General features: G+C 37.1%; 22 protein-coding genes. All 22 read left to right on the forward strand.

Features of this window, described 5'->3' with window-relative positions:
* The first annotated feature begins 104 nt into the window (after nt 1-104).
* The 22 genes from upp (at nt 105) to RWP19_RS01685 (ending at nt 17,417) form a co-directional block, all read left to right on the forward strand.
* Entirely contained in the window at nt 105-731 is a 627-nt protein-coding gene (gene upp / locus RWP19_RS01580; protein WP_295208006.1) for a uracil phosphoribosyltransferase, read from the forward strand.
* A 207-nt stretch (nt 732-938) separates the two neighbouring features.
* Complete coding sequence (locus tag RWP19_RS01585) at nt 939-1,964, forward strand: sugar-binding domain-containing protein (protein ID WP_314356211.1); 1,026 nt, start codon at nt 939-941, stop codon at nt 1,962-1,964.
* 58 nt (nt 1,965-2,022) lie between these two features.
* Nucleotides 2,023-3,033 (forward strand): type I glyceraldehyde-3-phosphate dehydrogenase, encoded by a 1,011-nt coding sequence (gene gap, locus RWP19_RS01590; protein ID WP_155086713.1) that lies wholly within the window; start codon nt 2,023-2,025, stop codon nt 3,031-3,033.
* A gap of 13 nt (nt 3,034-3,046) precedes the next feature.
* The gene (locus tag RWP19_RS01595) at nt 3,047-4,225 is read left to right on the forward strand and encodes a phosphoglycerate kinase (protein ID WP_060924223.1); all 1,179 of its coding nucleotides are present in this window, start codon (nt 3,047-3,049) and stop codon (nt 4,223-4,225) included.
* Between the two features lies 1 nt (nt 4,226).
* Nucleotides 4,227-4,997, forward strand: coding sequence for a triose-phosphate isomerase (tpiA, locus tag RWP19_RS01600; RefSeq protein ID WP_314356212.1), 771 nt, complete (start codon nt 4,227-4,229; stop codon nt 4,995-4,997).
* A 13-nt stretch (nt 4,998-5,010) separates the two neighbouring features.
* Complete coding sequence (gene gpmI / locus RWP19_RS01605) at nt 5,011-6,537, forward strand: 2,3-bisphosphoglycerate-independent phosphoglycerate mutase (RefSeq protein ID WP_314356213.1); 1,527 nt, start codon at nt 5,011-5,013, stop codon at nt 6,535-6,537.
* Nucleotides 6,538-6,651: 114 nt separating this feature from the next.
* A complete protein-coding gene (gene eno, locus RWP19_RS01610) occupies nt 6,652-7,935 on the forward strand; it encodes a phosphopyruvate hydratase (protein WP_314356214.1) in 1,284 nt (427 codons plus the stop codon).
* Between the two features lie 187 nt (nt 7,936-8,122).
* Nucleotides 8,123-9,133 (forward strand): GspE/PulE family protein, encoded by a 1,011-nt coding sequence (locus RWP19_RS01615; RefSeq protein ID WP_314356215.1) that lies wholly within the window; start codon nt 8,123-8,125, stop codon nt 9,131-9,133.
* Nucleotides 9,117-10,136: an ATPase, T2SS/T4P/T4SS family gene (locus RWP19_RS01620; RefSeq protein ID WP_314356216.1), complete on the forward strand. Its 1,020-nt coding sequence runs from the start codon at nt 9,117-9,119 to the stop codon at nt 10,134-10,136. The genes RWP19_RS01615 and RWP19_RS01620 overlap by 17 nt, the downstream gene beginning before the upstream one ends.
* 8 nt (nt 10,137-10,144) lie before the next feature.
* Nucleotides 10,145-11,320, forward strand: a complete 1,176-nt coding sequence (locus RWP19_RS01625) for a type II secretion system F family protein (RefSeq protein ID WP_314356217.1) — start codon at nt 10,145-10,147, stop codon at nt 11,318-11,320.
* 50 nt (nt 11,321-11,370) lie between these two features.
* Nucleotides 11,371-11,817 carry a competence type IV pilus major pilin ComGC gene (locus RWP19_RS01630; protein ID WP_295207985.1) on the forward strand — a complete coding sequence of 149 codons (447 nt, stop codon included), beginning with the start codon at nt 11,371-11,373 and terminating at the stop codon, nt 11,815-11,817.
* Nucleotides 11,818-11,878: 61 nt separating this feature from the next.
* Complete coding sequence (locus tag RWP19_RS01635) at nt 11,879-12,445, forward strand: prepilin peptidase (protein ID WP_314356218.1); 567 nt, start codon at nt 11,879-11,881, stop codon at nt 12,443-12,445.
* Nucleotides 12,400-12,861, forward strand: a complete 462-nt coding sequence (locus RWP19_RS01640) for a hypothetical protein (RefSeq protein ID WP_295207980.1) — start codon at nt 12,400-12,402, stop codon at nt 12,859-12,861. Before RWP19_RS01635 ends, RWP19_RS01640 begins: the two co-directional genes overlap by 46 nt.
* An 88-nt stretch (nt 12,862-12,949) precedes the next feature.
* Entirely contained in the window at nt 12,950-13,225 is a 276-nt protein-coding gene (locus tag RWP19_RS01645) for a hypothetical protein (protein WP_314356219.1), read from the forward strand.
* Nucleotides 13,226-13,275: 50 nt separating this feature from the next.
* Complete coding sequence (locus RWP19_RS01650; RefSeq protein WP_295208021.1) at nt 13,276-13,797, forward strand: hypothetical protein; 522 nt, start codon at nt 13,276-13,278, stop codon at nt 13,795-13,797.
* Nucleotides 13,778-14,185 carry a hypothetical protein gene (locus tag RWP19_RS01655; RefSeq protein WP_399553572.1) on the forward strand — a complete coding sequence of 136 codons (408 nt, stop codon included), beginning with the start codon at nt 13,778-13,780 and terminating at the stop codon, nt 14,183-14,185. Before RWP19_RS01650 ends, RWP19_RS01655 begins: the two co-directional genes overlap by 20 nt.
* A gap of 9 nt (nt 14,186-14,194) precedes the next feature.
* On the forward strand, nt 14,195-15,049 hold the full coding sequence (locus RWP19_RS01660) for a hypothetical protein (protein WP_314356221.1): 855 nt from the start codon (nt 14,195-14,197) through the stop codon (nt 15,047-15,049).
* Complete coding sequence (locus RWP19_RS01665; protein WP_314356222.1) at nt 15,033-15,629, forward strand: fimbrial assembly protein; 597 nt, start codon at nt 15,033-15,035, stop codon at nt 15,627-15,629. The genes RWP19_RS01660 and RWP19_RS01665 overlap by 17 nt, the downstream gene beginning before the upstream one ends.
* Nucleotides 15,598-16,026, forward strand: coding sequence for a hypothetical protein (locus tag RWP19_RS01670; RefSeq protein ID WP_314356223.1), 429 nt, complete (start codon nt 15,598-15,600; stop codon nt 16,024-16,026). The genes RWP19_RS01665 and RWP19_RS01670 overlap by 32 nt, the downstream gene beginning before the upstream one ends.
* Nucleotides 16,027-16,149: 123 nt before the next feature.
* The gene (locus RWP19_RS01675; RefSeq protein ID WP_314356224.1) at nt 16,150-17,034 is read left to right on the forward strand and encodes a shikimate kinase; all 885 of its coding nucleotides are present in this window, start codon (nt 16,150-16,152) and stop codon (nt 17,032-17,034) included.
* A complete protein-coding gene (locus RWP19_RS01680; RefSeq protein WP_295207963.1) occupies nt 17,006-17,182 on the forward strand; it encodes a 6-phosphofructokinase in 177 nt (58 codons plus the stop codon). Before RWP19_RS01675 ends, RWP19_RS01680 begins: the two co-directional genes overlap by 29 nt.
* A gap of 49 nt (nt 17,183-17,231) precedes the next feature.
* The gene (locus RWP19_RS01685) at nt 17,232-17,417 is read left to right on the forward strand and encodes a hypothetical protein (protein WP_314356225.1); all 186 of its coding nucleotides are present in this window, start codon (nt 17,232-17,234) and stop codon (nt 17,415-17,417) included.
* The last annotated feature ends 1 nt before the right edge of the window (nt 17,418 follow it).

The following is a 17,418-nucleotide window of genomic DNA, read 5'->3' on the forward strand; positions in this document are numbered from 1 at the left end:
CCTTTTAATATTTTTATGGCATGATTTATCAATCTATGATAGAGTAAATATGAATATTAAATGGATACCGATAGGGTATGTAAATTATTTATAGGAGGACAGTCATGAAAGTTAATGTTATGACACATCCATTAATTCAACACAAAGTTACATTGATGCGTGATGCAGAAACAGGCTCTAAGGATTTTAGAGAATTACTTGATGAGATTACTATGTTGATGGGTTATGAAATCACTCGTAACCTTCCATTAGAAGATGTAGAAGTACAAACACCTTTAACTAAAATGACTGGAAAACGTATTGCAGGTAAAAAATTGGGTATTATTCCGATTCTTCGTGCAGGCCTTGGCATGGTTAATGGTATGCTTAACTTGATTCCAACTGCAAAGGTTGGTCATGTTGGCTTATACCGTGATCCAGAAACATTGAAACCTGTAGAATACTACTGCAAGTTACCTTCTGATGTAGGTGAACGCGACTTTATAGTAACAGATCCAATGTTAGCTACTGGTGGTAGTGCAGCAGCTGCTATTACATTGTTAAAGGAAAAAGGCGCTAAAAATATTAAGTTAATGTGTCTTGTTGCGGCTCCTGAAGGTGTGGAAGCAGTGAATAAAGAACATCCTGATGTTCCTATTTATGTAGCTGCCCTTGATGAAAAGCTCAATGATCATGGTTACATTTTGCCTGGTTTAGGCGATGCTGGCGACCGTATCTTTGGTACAAAATAAAATAAATATATAAACGACATGATTTAGGCATAATACCATATCAATTACCTAAATTATGTCGTTTTCTATTATAAAGGGTTGAATAAAATCTACGTAGGGTATACAATACAAGTGTAAAAAGTATTTTTTTGATTTTGGTGGGACAGATTTTGTTCACATGGGATGAAAAACGATTCATAGAATCCCAACGGGCAAAGGAGGGAGCCAATGAACGAGTTTCTAATGATATGTGAACGTATTGTTCCTGAAATCGTGAGTGTATTAAAGGAACGATATAAAATACTAAACCACCTAGTTTATGAAGAGCCTATAGGACGTAGGACCTTAGCTACAGCGACGGATCTTCCTGAGCGAACCGTACGAAGTCATATTGAGTTAATGCGTGCTAATGGTCTTGTAGACATTTATAAACCAGGAATTTTTCTCACTGATGAGGGACATGCAATTGTTCCAAAATTGCGAAATTTTTTAAATGAATTAGATCGTATTAACGAACTAGAACATCGATTGACTGAAGCACTTCATATCGATAGGGTTATCATCACTCCTACAGAAGGGACTTTGATGGTGAAAAAACTCGGCTTTGCAGCGGCAAAGCTATTACAGGAATTATTAGAGCCTGACTCTGTAGTTGCCATTAGTGGTGGCAGTACAATGGCTGCAGTAGCCGAAGAGATGCCTGTATTACCATTTAATCCTATTGTTGTACCTGCCCGTGGGGGAGTTGGTGAGGTAGTTGAATATCAAGCTAACGTAATTGCTTCAGTGCTAGCTGAACGACTTCGTGGGACCTATAAAATGCTCCACTTACCTGATGGACTTTCACAAGACTCATTGCATATGCTCATGACTTGTGAACCTCAAATAAAGGAGATCGGAGATCTTATTAGTAGGACTGACGTATTAGTGTTTGGTATAGGTACGGCTATGAGAATGGCGGATCAGCGCCATATAGCTGATGATGTGCGTAAGCAGTTAGTAGATAATCATGCTGTTGGTGAAGCTCTTGGTCAATATTGCGATATAGATGGTAAGTTGATTTATTCCACTAATAATATTGGTTTATCACTTCCGGATGTGGCAAAAATTCCAAATGTGATTGCTGTAGCTGGTGGACAAGATAAATCAAGTGCTATTATTGGTGTTATGAGAGCTTGTCAAAAAGGCATACTAATTATCGATGAGCAAGCTGCAGAAGGTATGCGTCAATTGTTACAAATTTCAGCGTTATAAGTGAAGTTAGTAGTTAAATATTTTGTTAGAATATTTTTGTTATTAGGAGGATCTAACAATGGCAGTAAAAGTTGGTATTAACGGTTTTGGTCGTATTGGTAAATGTGTAGTACGTGCAGCGATTAATAATCCTGACGTAGAAGTTGTAGCAATTAATGCTACTGGCGATAATGAAGGTACTGCATTATTGTTAAAATATGACTCTGTTCATGGCACAATTCCTAACGAAGTAACATTTGATGAAGAAAATATCTATGTTGATGGTAAAAAAATTCGCGTATTCCATGACCGCGATGCTTCTAAATTGCCTTGGTCTGAAGAAGGCGTTGAAATTGTTATGGAATGTACTGGTAAATATCGTGATGCAGAGGAAGCAAAAGTTCATTTGAATCAACCTACTGTAAAAAAAGTATTAATTTCTGCACCTGGTAAAAACGAAGACTTAACTATGGTTATGGGTGTAAACCAAGATATGTATGATCCTGCAAAACATCATATTATTTCTAATGCATCTTGTACAACAAATTGCTTGGCTCCATTTGCTAAAGTATTATGCGATGAATTCGGCATTAAACGCGGTATGATGACAACTATTCATTCCTATACTAATGACCAAAAAATTCTTGATGCACGTCATAAAGACCCTCGCCGTGCTCGTGCAGCAGCTATGTCTATCATTCCTACAACTACTGGTGCAGCAAAAGCTGTTGCTAAAGTATTGCCTCAATTAAAAGGTAAATTAGATGGCTTTGCATTGCGCGTTCCAACTCCAGACGTATCTGCTACAGATCTTGTTTGCGAACTTGAAAAACCTGCCACTAAAGAAGAAATCAATGAAGCATTCCGCAAAGCAGCAGCTGGCGAATTAAAAGGTATCTTAGGTGTATCTGATGTGCCATTAGTATCTTGTGACTTCAGCTCTGATCCACGTAGCTCCATTGTTGACGCTGATTTAACAATGGTCATGGATGGCAACATGGTAAAAGTTGTTTCTTGGTATGATAACGAATGGGGTTACTCTGAACGTCTTATCGACATGGCAGCATTCGTAGCAAGCAAAGGCTTATAATCGGGAGGCTTTGATGAAACAAACAATCGAAGGTTTACAAGTAGATAATAAAACAGTATTTGTTCGTGTTGATTTTAATGTTCCTATGAAAGACGGTGTCATCACTGATGACACTCGTATTCGTAGTGCATTACCTACTATCAATTATTTAATTGAAAAAGGGGCAAAAGTAATTCTTGCTTCTCACTTTGGCCGTCCAAAAGGGGAACGCAAACCTGAAATGTCCTTGGCACCATGTGCAAAACATTTATCTGAGCTTATTAACAAGCCTGTAGCATTCGTAGATGACTGCATTGGCCCTAAGGTTGAAGCGGCTGTAAAAGCATTACAACCAGGCGATGTATTGATGCTTGAAAACTTGCGTTATCATAATGAAGAAACTAAAAACGACCCTGAATTTGCTAAACAATTGGCATCTCTTGCTGATGTAGCAATCAATGATGCATTCGGTGTATCTCACCGAAATGCAGCATCCGTAGTTGGTATTGCTGACTATATCCCTATGGCAGCAGGTTTCTTGCTCAAAAAAGAAATTGATGCATTAAGTGCAGCTGTAGTGCATCCTAAAACACCTATGGCAGCTATTATCGGTGGTGCTAAGGTAACAGATAAAATTTCTGTTATTTCAAACCTTTTGCCTAAAGTTGATGTAATGATCATTGGTGGCGGTATGGCAAATGCTTTCATTAAAGCACAAGGTTGCAACATTGGTAGCTCCTTATTTGAAGAAGGTCAAGAAGCTATTGCTACAGATCTTGTTATGGAAGCTCGTGTAGCTGGTGCTAAATTATTGACACCTATCGATGCTGTAGTAGCTGATGCTTTCAGCAACGACGCTAATACTAAAATCGTTGACGTTGAAAATATTGAAGATGGTTGGATGATTCTAGATATTGGTCCTAAAACACGGGAGCTCTATGTAGAAGCATTGGCGCCAATGAAGACTATTATTTGGAATGGTCCTATGGGCGTATTTGAAATGGAAAACTTTGCAGCTGGTACTAATGCAGTAGCAAAAGCTGTAGCTGAATCTGATGCGATGACTATTGTTGGTGGTGGCGACTCTGTAGCGGCTATTGAAAAAAGTGGATTAGCAGATAAAATTAGCCATATTTCCACAGGTGGTGGTGCATCTTTAGAATTCTTAGAAGGCAAAATTCTACCAGGTATTGCTGCATTGTCTGAGGCATAATATGAGAAAACCCATTATTGCAGGAAATTGGAAAATGAATGGCACCATTGCGTCTGGATCAATTCTGATCGAAGCGTTTAACAGCGTGTTACAAGATATGGAATTATCCTGTGATGTAGTTGTTTGCCCGCCTTTCACAGCTATCGAACGTGCTGTAGCACTAACACGAGATACAACTATTGAAGTAGGCGCACAAACTATGGATTATCATGATGCTGGTGCATTCACTGGTGAAATTTCACCGCTTATGCTTACAGAGGTAGGCGTTGATTATGTTATTATTGGTCACTCTGAACGTCGTGAATATTATGGTGAAACAGATGAGACGGTAAATGCAAAAATCAAAAGTGCATTCCATCATAATTTGACTCCTATTGTCTGTGTTGGTGAAAGTTTAGAGCAACGTGAGGCCGGTCATACGCTTGACTGGATTATATCTCAACTTAAAGGTGCTTTGGTTGATGTTCCTAAAGAACAAGTTAGCCAATTGATTATTGCGTACGAACCAATTTGGGCTATCGGCACAGGAAAAACAGCAACTGCTGATCAAGCTGAAGAAGTATGTAAAGAAATTCGTGATTACATTCGATCTTTATACGATGATGAGACTGCTGATGCTGTGCGCATCCAATATGGTGGTAGTGTTAAATCCGAAAACGCTCTTGAAATCCTTGGGGAACCAAATATTGACGGTGCCCTTGTAGGTGGTGCATCCTTAGTAGTTGATGAATTTATTGATATTATTAAAGCAGCGAATCAAGTAAGCGCTTAATATGAGGTTAAAAATGGCTAAATTAAAGGCTCCCGTAATGCTAGTCATCCTAGATGGCTTTGGCATGGGAGATCAATCAGATACAACTAATGCTGTAGTACAGGCGAAGCCACACTGTTTTAATCAATTATGGGATATGTATCCACATACAAAATTAGAAGCATCAGGGCTTGCAGTAGGACTTCCAGAAGGTCAGATGGGGAATTCTGAGGTTGGCCATTTAAACCTTGGCTCTGGTCGTATTGTGTACCAAGATTTAACTCGTATTACTAAAGATGTCGAATCTGGCGAGTTTTATAATCGTCCTATCATGAAGGAACTATATAATGAAGCAAAAAAACAAAGCTTACATGTTATTGGTTTAGTATCTGATGGTAATGTACATTGTTCCTTAGAACATATCAAAGCTGTTATAAAAGGGGCTCATGATAATGGTATTGAACGAGTATATGTGCATGCTTTGCTCGATGGGCGTGACGTAGCCCCTCAATGTGCACAAGGATTTTTAAAGGATTTAGAAGCATATATGGCAGAGCTAAACTGTGGCAAAATTGCTACTGTGAGTGGCCGTTACTATGCGATGGACCGCGATAATCGTTGGGACCGTGTTGAACTTGCTTACAATGCGATTGTAAATGGTCAAGGTGAAAGAGCCGTATCAGCCTGTGAAGCGGTGCAACAATCTTATGATAAAGATGCGGCAGATGAGTTTGTTCTTCCTACGGTAATTGATGCTGAAGGAACGATCAAGAATGGCGATGCTGTAATCTTCTGTAACTTCCGTCCAGACCGTGGTCGTGAGCTTACAAAAGCCTTAGTGTTGCCAGATTTTGATGGCTTTAACCGTGAACCATTGTCTTTATACATGGCGACTATGACTAAATATGAAGATGGTTTACCAGTTCATATTGTGTATGAAAAGGATATCTTATCTGAAACACTAGGCGAAGTACTAAGCGTAGGTGGCTATCGTCAATTGCGTATTGCTGAAACAGAGAAATATGCTCATGTTACGTATTTCTTCAACGGTGGTAAAGAGGAACCCTTTGAAGGTGAGGACCGCATACTGGTGAAATCTCCTAAAGTGGCAACCTATGATTTGCAACCGGAAATGAGCGCTTATGAAGTGACTGATAAGGTGGTAGAAGCCATTCAAGATGAAACGTATGATATGATAATCTTGAACTTTGCAAACCCGGATATGGTAGGTCATACAGGTTGCTTTGAAGCCGCTGTTAAAGCAGTTCAGGCTGTAGATAGTTGTTTAGGTCGTATCGTAGAGGCTATTCGTAGTAAGAATGGTCACTTGTTGATTACGGCTGACCATGGTAATGCTGAGCTTATGGTTAACCATGAAACCGGTAAGGTTCATACGGCACATACAACGAACTTAGTGCCATTAATTTTAATGAGTGATACCCTAAAAACAGCTACATTAGAGGCTGGTAAACTATGTGATATTGCTCCAACATTATTAGACTTGGCTGGCATAGAACAACCAAAATCCATGACTGGTCATAGTTTAGTACAAAAAGCATAATATAGAGCTTTCACTATATTTATAGTTAATTCGAGTTGTAACCTATGTGGTTTAGCTCAATATATAATGGCTGTCAGCTGACAGTTATTCCATTAGATTTTATGAGGTGAAGAAATGGCAGTAATTGAACAAGTCATTGCAAGAGAGATTTTAGATTCCCGTGGTAATCCAACTGTTGAAGTTGAAGTATGTTTAGAAGATGGTACTATTGCAACAGCCGCGGTTCCATCTGGTGCTTCCACAGGTAAGTTTGAAGCTGTAGAATTACGTGATGGTGATAAATCTCGTTACTCCGGTAAAGGTGTATTAACAGCTATCGATAATGTAAATGCTAAAATCGGTCCTGCTATTATTAGTTATGATGCAACTGAACAAGTAGCAATCGATAACTTGATGTTGAAATTAGATGGTACAGACAATAAATCCAACCTTGGTGCTAATGCAATTCTTGGCGTTTCTATGGCTGTAGCTCGTGCAGCTGCTGAATCTTTGGACTTGCCATTATTCGCATATCTTGGTGGTTTCAACGCTAAAGAATTACCTGTGCCTATGATGAACATTTTGAATGGCGGTGCACATGCAGATAACAATGTAGATATTCAAGAATTCATGATTATGCCTGTAGGTGCTACATCCTTCGCTGAAGCTCTTCGTAGTTGTGCAGAAGTATATCATACATTGAAATCTGTACTTCATGATAAAGGTCTTAGTACTGCCGTAGGTGATGAAGGTGGCTTTGCTCCTAACTTGGCATCCAACGAAGAAGCATTAGAAGTAATTTGTGAAGCTATTAAAGCGGCTGGTTATGAACCTGGTAAAGACTTTAAATTAGCTCTTGATTCTGCATCTTCTGAATTTTATGAAGATGGCAAATACAATTTAGCCGGTGAAGGCAAAGTTAAAACAGCAGCTGAAATGGTAGATTTCTACGAGTACTTAGTAGGTAAATACCCAATCGTATCTATCGAAGATGGTCTTGCTGAAGAAGATTGGGATGGCTGGAAATTATTGACAGAACGTCTTGGCAATCGCGTACAACTTGTTGGTGATGATTTATTCGTAACTAATACAAAACGTTTAGCACGTGGTATTGAACTTGGTGTAGGTAACTCTATTCTTGTAAAAGTTAACCAAATCGGTACTTTAACAGAAGCATTCGACGCTATGGAACTTGCTAAACGCGCTGGCTATACATGTGTTGTATCTCATCGTTCTGGTGAAACTGAAGATACATTTATTGCTGATATTGCAGTTGCTGTAAATGCTGGTCAAATTAAGACTGGTGCACCAGCTCGTTCTGAACGTGTAGCAAAGTATAACCAATTGCTTCGCATTGAAGAAATGTTATATGAAACAGCTCAATATAAAGGTAATGATGTTTTCTATAACTTGAAATAAAAATCGTCTTAGCTAAAAGTCCAATAAGGGCGCCCTTTGGGGCGCCTTTTTTGTATGCCTAAAATAAAAAAGTTTTCGCTTCGTGGATTTTCAAAAATAAAAGAGGAATTAAAGGTATGATGTCGAACCATATAACGCCATAAGCTAGTGTGAGGTAAAAACATACCGCAAGGTATAGGAGGTGACCATGTATGTAGATGTAACATTAGACGATATTATTTTATATGCATTAGAACATCATGTAAGCGATATTCATTTTGATCCAACCAAAAAAGGTGTACATGTTCGATTTCGGCAAGACGGATTATTACAAACATATATGACTGTAACAAATGAAGAGGCGGATTTAATTATTAATCGTATCAAGGTGTGTAGTACCTTAGATATTAGTGAAAAAAGGCTACCTCAAGATGGTCGTTGGGCTTGGAGTCATAAGGATAAATCAGTAACTATGCGTGTATCCACATTGCCTAGTTTATATGGAGAGACTTTAGTATGTCGCCTCATGGGGAACGAAGGTAGTCATAAAGATTTAAAAGCTTTAGGTATGTGTGCAAATATTTTTGACCATGTTAAACGATTACTAAAACGTCCTTACGGGTTGTTACTCATCTGCGGACCTACTGGTAGTGGTAAAACTGCTACGTTATATGCGATGCTTCGAATGTTAAATTTAGAGGAAACAAAGCTTATCTGTCTTGAAGATCCTGTAGAGGCTGAAATTAAAGGAGCTATCCAAATCGGTATTAATGAAAAGATTGGATTTACTTTTGCAAAAGGGTTAAGGTCAGTACTTAGGCAAGACCCAGATACAATTATGATTGGCGAAATTCGAGATAAGGAAACTGCGGAACTGGCTGTTAAATCTGCTTTAACGGGACATCGGGTATTATCTACTATTCATACGAATACAGCACTTGGTGTTGTAACGCGCCTCATGGATATGGGGGTTGAGCCGTATTTAATACGAGCTACCTTAATGGGGGCTATTGCACAACGACTAGTAAGAAAATTTGATGGTACATCATATCACGGACGGACTGCTCTGTTTGAATACTTAGAGATACCTGCTAATTCTCCACACTGGGACCAATTAGAAACACATTTACTATTATCATTAGAGGAATCTGCTCGTGAAGCCGTATCTCGGCATGTTACATCTATAGAGGAGGTGCATCGTTGTGGACTCATGCTGTAATAGTGAAAGTTTAGAAAGCATTGTTGAACAAGCAATATACTTATCATCAACAGACATTCATCTACAATGTGGCGAGCCTATCTATTTGAGATATGGTGATGGCTTAAAGGCTACTAAATTTATTTGTACTACTACGTTAATTAAAGATATTTTACGACGTTGTGGAATAGCCTCTTATGAGTGGTGCTCTATCGATGAAGCTTGTTCTTGTTGTGGTGTACGTATTCGTGTTCATTTGTATCGTGCTAATCAAACGATATGTGGAACGCTACGATTATTATGCCATCAAGAGCTTAAATTAGATGATAACAGTGAAGGTCAGCTTTTACAAAAATTATGTAAGTCTCATGACGGATTATTACTAGTTTGTGGTCCTACGGGCAGTGGTAAAAGTTTTACTTTAGCTTGTTGCATTGATTATATTAATCAGACTATGGAACGCCATATTATCACGTTAGAAGATCCGATTGAATTTGAATTTAAGCCAAAGAAATCTTTAATTCATCAACGTCAATTAGGGTCAGATATAAAAACTATGTCTGCAGGTATTCGTGATGCCTTGCGAGAAGATCCAGATGTCATTATGGTTGGAGAACTTCGAGATCGTGAAACATTAGAGGCTGCTCTTCATGCAGCGGAAACGGGACATCTTGTTATGGCAACGATGCATACGCAGCGAGCTGTGATGGCTGTTCACCGCATGATTTCACTATTTCCTGGTGAACAACAAGAAGAGGTGCGTAGTCAAATATCTCAAGTGTTACGTGCAGTAATATGTCAACGACTTCTTAGATGGAATAAAAAGTTCATTACTATCCGTGATATTTTGCTAAATACTCATGCAGTAGCAAACTTGATACGTACCCGTAAGGAACCACAAATTATTTCTATTCAAGAAACACAATTACCTATGAAAACACTAGAAATGGCTGTAAGAGATGTGAAGGCACAATATGGTTCGCAACATCAACTACATATGCTATTAGATCAACAATTATCGTAGGTGTAGATATGGAGGCTTATGAATATGTCGTAAAAAATGAACAAAATGAAATGATAAAAGGAGTGATGTGGGCGGATTCTGAACAGGAGGTCGGTACACGTTTAAAACGAGATGGATATAAAATTTATAGAATTACTTTACAAGTAGGAAAGAAGAAACATAAATGGAATCACACTATGATAGTAGATGTGACATATCAATTAGGATTACTCATCGAGTCTGGTGTACCATTACGGCGTGCCTTACAGTTACTTTGTCATGGAAAACATGGTCTTTTATATACAGCCTTATATGAATCAATTGAACGAGGTCAAACATTGTCTCAAGCTTTACGAGGCGAGGGATGTCCTGCAATTGCTTTGACTTTATTAGAAAGTGGAGAGGCTGCAGGCACATTAGGAGAAAGCTTGCAATATATATCGTGTCACTATGATTGGGAACGACAAATAAGACAGAAGATAATTAGCGCTATTTCTTATCCTTTGTTTTTACTTGTATTAATGAATATTTTTTTCCTTGTTACCATCTTGTTTATTATTCCCTCATTTGAAAAAGTTTTTACTACTATGCATATTACGTTACCAGTGATGACCAGAGCCCTTTTTGCATTAGGACAAGGGTTAAAAAGTCATCCCATATTGTTCTTTATTATGCATTGTATAGGTATAGTAAGTATGGTTTTTGCATATCATCAGCAGAGTATAAAACGCAAAGTACATCGTTGGCTCTGGCAATTGGCTCACCAATACCAATGGATGACTTGTATTTACTATACAAGTATGCTGAAGATATGGGCTCTTTTGTTAGATTCTGGAATTTCTATTATTCATACTATGAATATTACAAGACATTTGTGGAGAAATATTTATGGTACCGAATGTAGTGAGAAAGTAGAAGGAAAATTATTAACAGGTTATTCTTTTGAAGAGAGCTTGCGCACTGAAAATATTGGAAACCCTTTTATATGGCAAATGATCTCTATTGGAGAAGAAAGTGGAGAGCTCGTTAAGATGCTAAATCATTGTGGAAATTATTATGAATCTATACTTTCAAAATATATTGCTCGCTTGGAGCGACTATTAGAGCCAATCTTACTAACCATAATGGGGGTTGGCGTAGCCGTTTTAGTTATATCTGTTATGTATCCATTGTTTACATCGATTGCAAAATTAGGAGGTCAGTAGTCATTGTTATAAATTATTTTACAGAATTAATATGATAAAAGGAGGATATTATGAGTTCTGTTATACATCTTGTTTATGGATTAAATCATAGATTAGAAATATGTGGTCAATGGATTGTAGAACATTTACATATTTCTAGTATCCGAGAAAACATTAGTAAGTCGAAAAAAGGTGGATTTACGCTTGTCGAGTTAATGGTTGTTGTAGCAGTGATTGCTATATTAGCAGCTATTGCGATGCCACAATTCCTATCTGCTGCTGATAAGGCACGAAGTGCAAAGGAAACAGCAGATATTCAAATTATTAAAAATGCCACACAACTCTATATGATCGATAAGAATGTGGATACACCACCAACTGTAGAAAATCTATATAAAGAAGGTTATCTTACAGAACATGTTAAAACTGCAAAAGATAAAGAATATACCATTACATATGAAGCCGTTAATGGTGGTACAGCAAAGGCAGTTGTAGTTAAAGCTCCTGATACACCTTAAATAGTGTTGTTAGCTTGCAATATTTAATATAACTACAGTTAATTTTATGGAAGGGCAAAGTATGAAAGGGACTCATTATGTAATAGGATTTATCATATATATATTATCCATAGTTCTACCTATTATAGTTTCAACACAGACAATATCAATCATTCACGTTGCTTTGTATGCGGTGTTTTCACTCATTATCATAGCAGGTGCTACCATCGATATGTATTACTATATATTGCCTGATGAAGGAGCATTAGTACTTGTTATAGGTGGTATTTTGTATAGCTTTATAAATGATAAGCCTATATTTACAACCATTATAAGTGTTATGAGTGTAGGCACTATTACATATGGACTTCGCCTTATTAGTCATAAAGGATTTGGACTAGGCGATGTGAAATGGTTTTCTGCTATTGCTATGTGGCTTACGCCATGGGAGATTATATGTTTCTTTTACGTAGCTTTTTGTGTTGGTTCTCTCTATCTCTTTCTAACTAGCTATCGTAATCGATATATTCCATTTGGTCCCTTTCTATGCTTTGGTGGTTGGTGTGCCTTACATGGCGGATCCTATATGGAGGTGTTGTATCAATGGTTAAGGCACAACCTATTCATTATCAGTTTGGCTCTTTATTAGCTGAGTGGATTATTGCCATTAGTTTATTTTTACTTCTTATTTCTATGTCTTTACCTATTGTTACAACGCCTAGCCGTTATGCTTTAAATAGTAGCACTCAAGAAGTTGTATATATGTTAAAAAAGGTTCAACTTTGGTCTATGCTTGGGCATAAGTCTAATGGAAAAGGACGTATGCTATTTATATTAAATAAAAATAGCTATACCTTAGAAGAGGATGCTCATCATCATACAGTTAATATGTCTCTACCTGTTGGAATTGAAAGTGTACAACCATTAACGGTTATTTCTTTTTCTTCCCTAGGATTACCTTATGATGGAACTGAACTTATTTTATGGGATCGAGAAAGTGGTGAGAAAAATCGTATATGGATATCTGTACAGACTGGGCGTATTCGATGGGAAGAAGTGCACTAAGGGATTTATGTATGGAGATGCCTTAGTATCAACAGCCATTATTATGTTTATATTGCCTGTTATATTATCTGTATTTTGGATGGCCACCTTGACAATATATAAAGCTTATTATTGGGATCATATAGTACAAGACACCATAACATATTTAGAGGAAGGTAAGTCACAGTATTATCAAACAGGTCACATTCAAGAAGGTACACAAAACTCTCAATTTATTATGAGTCCTAATCAATCTATTATTTATAAAACACATATAGAACCTATCGTGGAAAATGGCATTGTTTTACAACGATTAACTGTACAAGCTATAGATAATGAATTTGTTGTGTATAGTTTATCTCTCATTTTGGAGGAAATACGTTGAGCACTCATGATAAACAAAGTGGTTTTATTTTATATTCAACGCTCATTAGTATGACTATTTCTACCATTGTTCTAACCTTATTATTGGGAATCGTTTTTTACGGGGTTATGTGGAATGCAAAATTACTAGATAGTGTAGCTATGATGGAGGATGGTCGTTACACGAGGCGCATGGTTGTAGCTCAAATTATATGGAATCCTGTTGTTGTAACTGTAGAAGAGCGAAATATGAGTTTACACATTCATGATACTAAACGGACTACATTAATGGTACAACGACATGCACTTTATAGAAAGCTTACAGACGGCAGTTTACAACCTGTTAGTGGCAGTCGCATTATTGGAACCAAGGATAAGCGAAATGTTGGTTATACACAAGAAAATCCATTTAGTATAGATAAAAGCGGAACTGTTCATATGCGTTGGTATATTACTAATCGATTTACTGCTGATAAGAAATATACTACTGGATATGGTGGATTAGCTATATATGAAGTCGCTATAGGTCAAAGTAGTATGTATGATTGGTATAAAGATAATGAAGAAAAGAGTCATGAATATGGGAGCCCATAATACAGGCTTTATTACATATGTAGCGATATTTACAATGTCTTTTTTATTATTAATAGCTTTTATGGGACTACGTATTGGTCAAATTTGTGAAAGTAATGCAGTAGATGAATTACATTTAGAAGAGGCTCATTATGCTGCTCAAAGCGGAGCACATTGGTTTGTAGGATATTGTAAAGCGGGGAATACATGGGATTTTCAGGGAAAATTAATTGTAGCTGATAATGAAGATGTAGAAATTACTATTGAAGCTGATTCATCATCCGATAGTCCTCGTCATGTAATAAGCTATGGGAAATTGAAGCATCATGAAATAGTAAGCCGTGTACATATGTATGTGACGGTAGATAAGGATAATAATATGCATGTTATAAAGGTGAAACCATATTGAGGTGAATCTATGAAACGAAAAAAGAAAATACATACTGGAGTATGTATTACCGATAAACGTATTGTATGTGTTACCGCTCACGTAGAAAATAAAACAATGGTTATTACCGATGCACTGGAAATGAAACGCAGTGCACCTATTGATGAGGATGTTAGAAAATTTATTGAAATGTATGATTTGGATGATGGTGCCTATAGCATTGTTGCAAATATTGATACACAAATGCATGTGGCCCCTTATGACCCTCACGATTTTGATATGAAAGAGTTCATCAAATGGAATGTAGAGGATTATTTTACCTTTGATGGAGATAGCTTTCAAATGGATGCGTGTCGACGTGAATATCCTAGACATAATTATCATATGTTTATGGTAGCTGTAGAGCGTCATTCATTAGAACTGTTAAAACAAGGGATACGTGACACCTATGCTCCAGTTGATGTAATCGATTTTTGGCCTATACCTATTTGTTACAGTTTGATGCAGCGTAGTGGTACTGTGACAGGTGTCGTTGAGAAGGGCGAGTTACACTTATGGTTATGGTGGAATGATATATGTATTCAAGAATGTAGAGTCCCGATTACTGGTACAGATGTATCTGTATCTATGGAAGAACTTGAGTCTAGACTGCAGGAGTTTGGTGTAGATGAAATACAAGGCATTAAGTTGTATGGTTTAGAGCAGTTAACTGCAGAGGAACGAAAGGATATGGAAACTATGATTTCTATATACGGAGAGACAGAGTATATTCCTTTATTATTCTTAGGTCGTGGTCGTAATCGGTGTAAACAAGGTCAACTAGATTGGGATATGGCTATTGGTATGGCAGCAAGGGGGCTTAAATGGATTGGCTTGGGGTGGTAAGGATAGACACATTAATCTAATGCCGCGGTCATTATATTGGCATAGTATATGGCATAGATATCGATATTATCTATATGGAATAAGCATTATATACGGAATAATGGGATTAATATCTATAGGTTATTGCTGGACCAGTTATGAACATTATAAGGTTGAAAAATCAGAACTATTGACTTTACTAGAGAATCCACAGTATCAGTCTATAAAAAAACAGTATACAGATATAATGGCCGTTAAAAAGCAAATACTTAAGACTAGTTCTAGAAATGATAAATCACAAATTTATCAAAATACTATCGTATTATATGTACTTGATATGGCTATGGAGCAAGGTATTAGTTTACAGCATTTGAATATAAAAGAGGGACATATTATTGTAGATGGTCTAGGAGTTAGTGATGAAGTTTGTCGTAAGTTTATAGCTGGCCTTCAACAAAAGTTAGTAGGAATGGAGTGTCATGGAACAGTTAAAGCAGATCAAGGTATATATACATTCCATGTGGAAGGATCTAAAGGAAAGCTCAGCACATCCAGTAAAGATGATACTAATGACCGTAATAGTATGGAGCATCATCATTAGTATTTCACTATATGGCTCTATTAGTTTAAATCAGAAAGTCATTCAATTGAAAGAGCGACAAGAAAACTATGTTATTAAAATGCAGGCTGAGTCAGATTATATCGTATCTAAGGAAGCTAAATTGTTAGAGTCATTTACGCAAAATAAGGTATCTAACACGAGCTCTAATTCAAGTGTTTTTGATTCTTTGCAAGGAGAACCATTAATGATTGTTAGTACTGATGAGCATGAAGGTGTATTAGAGTTAACTGTATTAGGGAGTACAGAACGCCTTATAAACTGGATTAATACTGTTGATGAGAAAGACCCTTCATGCAGTATAGAAATAGAGGATATAGAACGGAAAGGAAATGTAGTATATGTACATTGTGCAGTGAAACCAACTATGAGGTCTTAGCATCTAAATTGTTTTTAGAAATACTAATAGAGACAGATTATAGAGAGTTAGTCTATAGTCTGTCTTTGTTTTTATGACATTTTATAGTACAATGAAAGATATGAAATAATAAGGGGCACATAGATGATAATAAAACGCAATATTATGCTTATCGGTTCTATGGGAAGTGGCAAAAGTCATTTCGGTCGTAATCTTGCAGAACGCAAAGGGTGGCAATTTGTAGATACTGATCGCGTATTAGAAAGTCGTTTTGGGTTGCCTATTGCTGAAATATTCAAGAAAATTGGAGAAAAAGCATTTCGTCGTGCTGAAATGGATGTACTTAAAAAGGTATGCCTATACCATGAAGCAGTCATATCTGTAGGTGGTAATTTTCCTATAGAACATCGTACGTTAAAAGTATTAAAAAAATACTCATATATTATTGGTATTCGCGCTTCACAATTTCGTATTGTGAGCCGTGTAAATCGCCGAATTGGGAAGCGGCCAACCATGGATTACAATAATGTACATGCTTTTGTACACGCTATGATACAATCCTGGAAACCAGTATATAAGCAGTGTGATTTTGTACTAGATACAACAAATGGTCGGACCTATGATTTTATGCAACGTATTGAAGATGAATTGGTTACTTCAGACGTGCAATTTAAAGCAAGACGTCAACCCAATAATATGGACAATGGAGATGGTAAAGAATCATCTCAAGAACTAAAACTAAATAATTCTGTTACTAGAAATACAAATGATAGAAGAATACCTGAGAAAATAGAATCTTATAAACTAACTTCTTGTACATTAGGTTCTAACAAGGTAGTATCTAATACATCACACTATGATATACGTCGTAAAGAAAAGACTCGTAATCAGACAGATAAGGTACATAAAACAGAGACTATATCCAAAGAACGTACACCACAAGGGGGTAATGGATATGAGAAGAATCGGAATACTAACAAGCGGAGGAGACGCACCTGGCATGAACGCCGCCATCAGAGCGCTAACTAGGAAAGCAATCCATGAAGGTTTTGAAGTGTTCGGCATTGAACGAGGTTATTTAGGTATCATTGAGGAGCAAATTATTCCTTTATCAAACCGCTCTGTGGGAGGCATTATTACCCAAGGTGGTACAATGTTAAAAACAGCTCGTTTTTAAAGCAGGTCATATTGCACTAAAAGTAGGACTTGCGTGCGGTGCTGAAATTGTGTTAGTTTCTGAGAATCCTATGCCTTTACATGCTGTATGTCGTCATTTAAAGGAAACACAAATTCGGGGAAAAGAATATAGTGTAATACTCGTCGCCGAAGGCGCATATAATAGTAGTGAAGTGAAATCTTTTATTAAGGAACATACTGACTTTGATCCAAGCTTGACCATATTAAGTAGCTAAT

This window comes from uncultured Veillonella sp., assembly GCF_963522475.1.
In the GTDB taxonomy this organism is placed as follows: domain Bacteria; phylum Bacillota; class Negativicutes; order Veillonellales; family Veillonellaceae; genus Veillonella.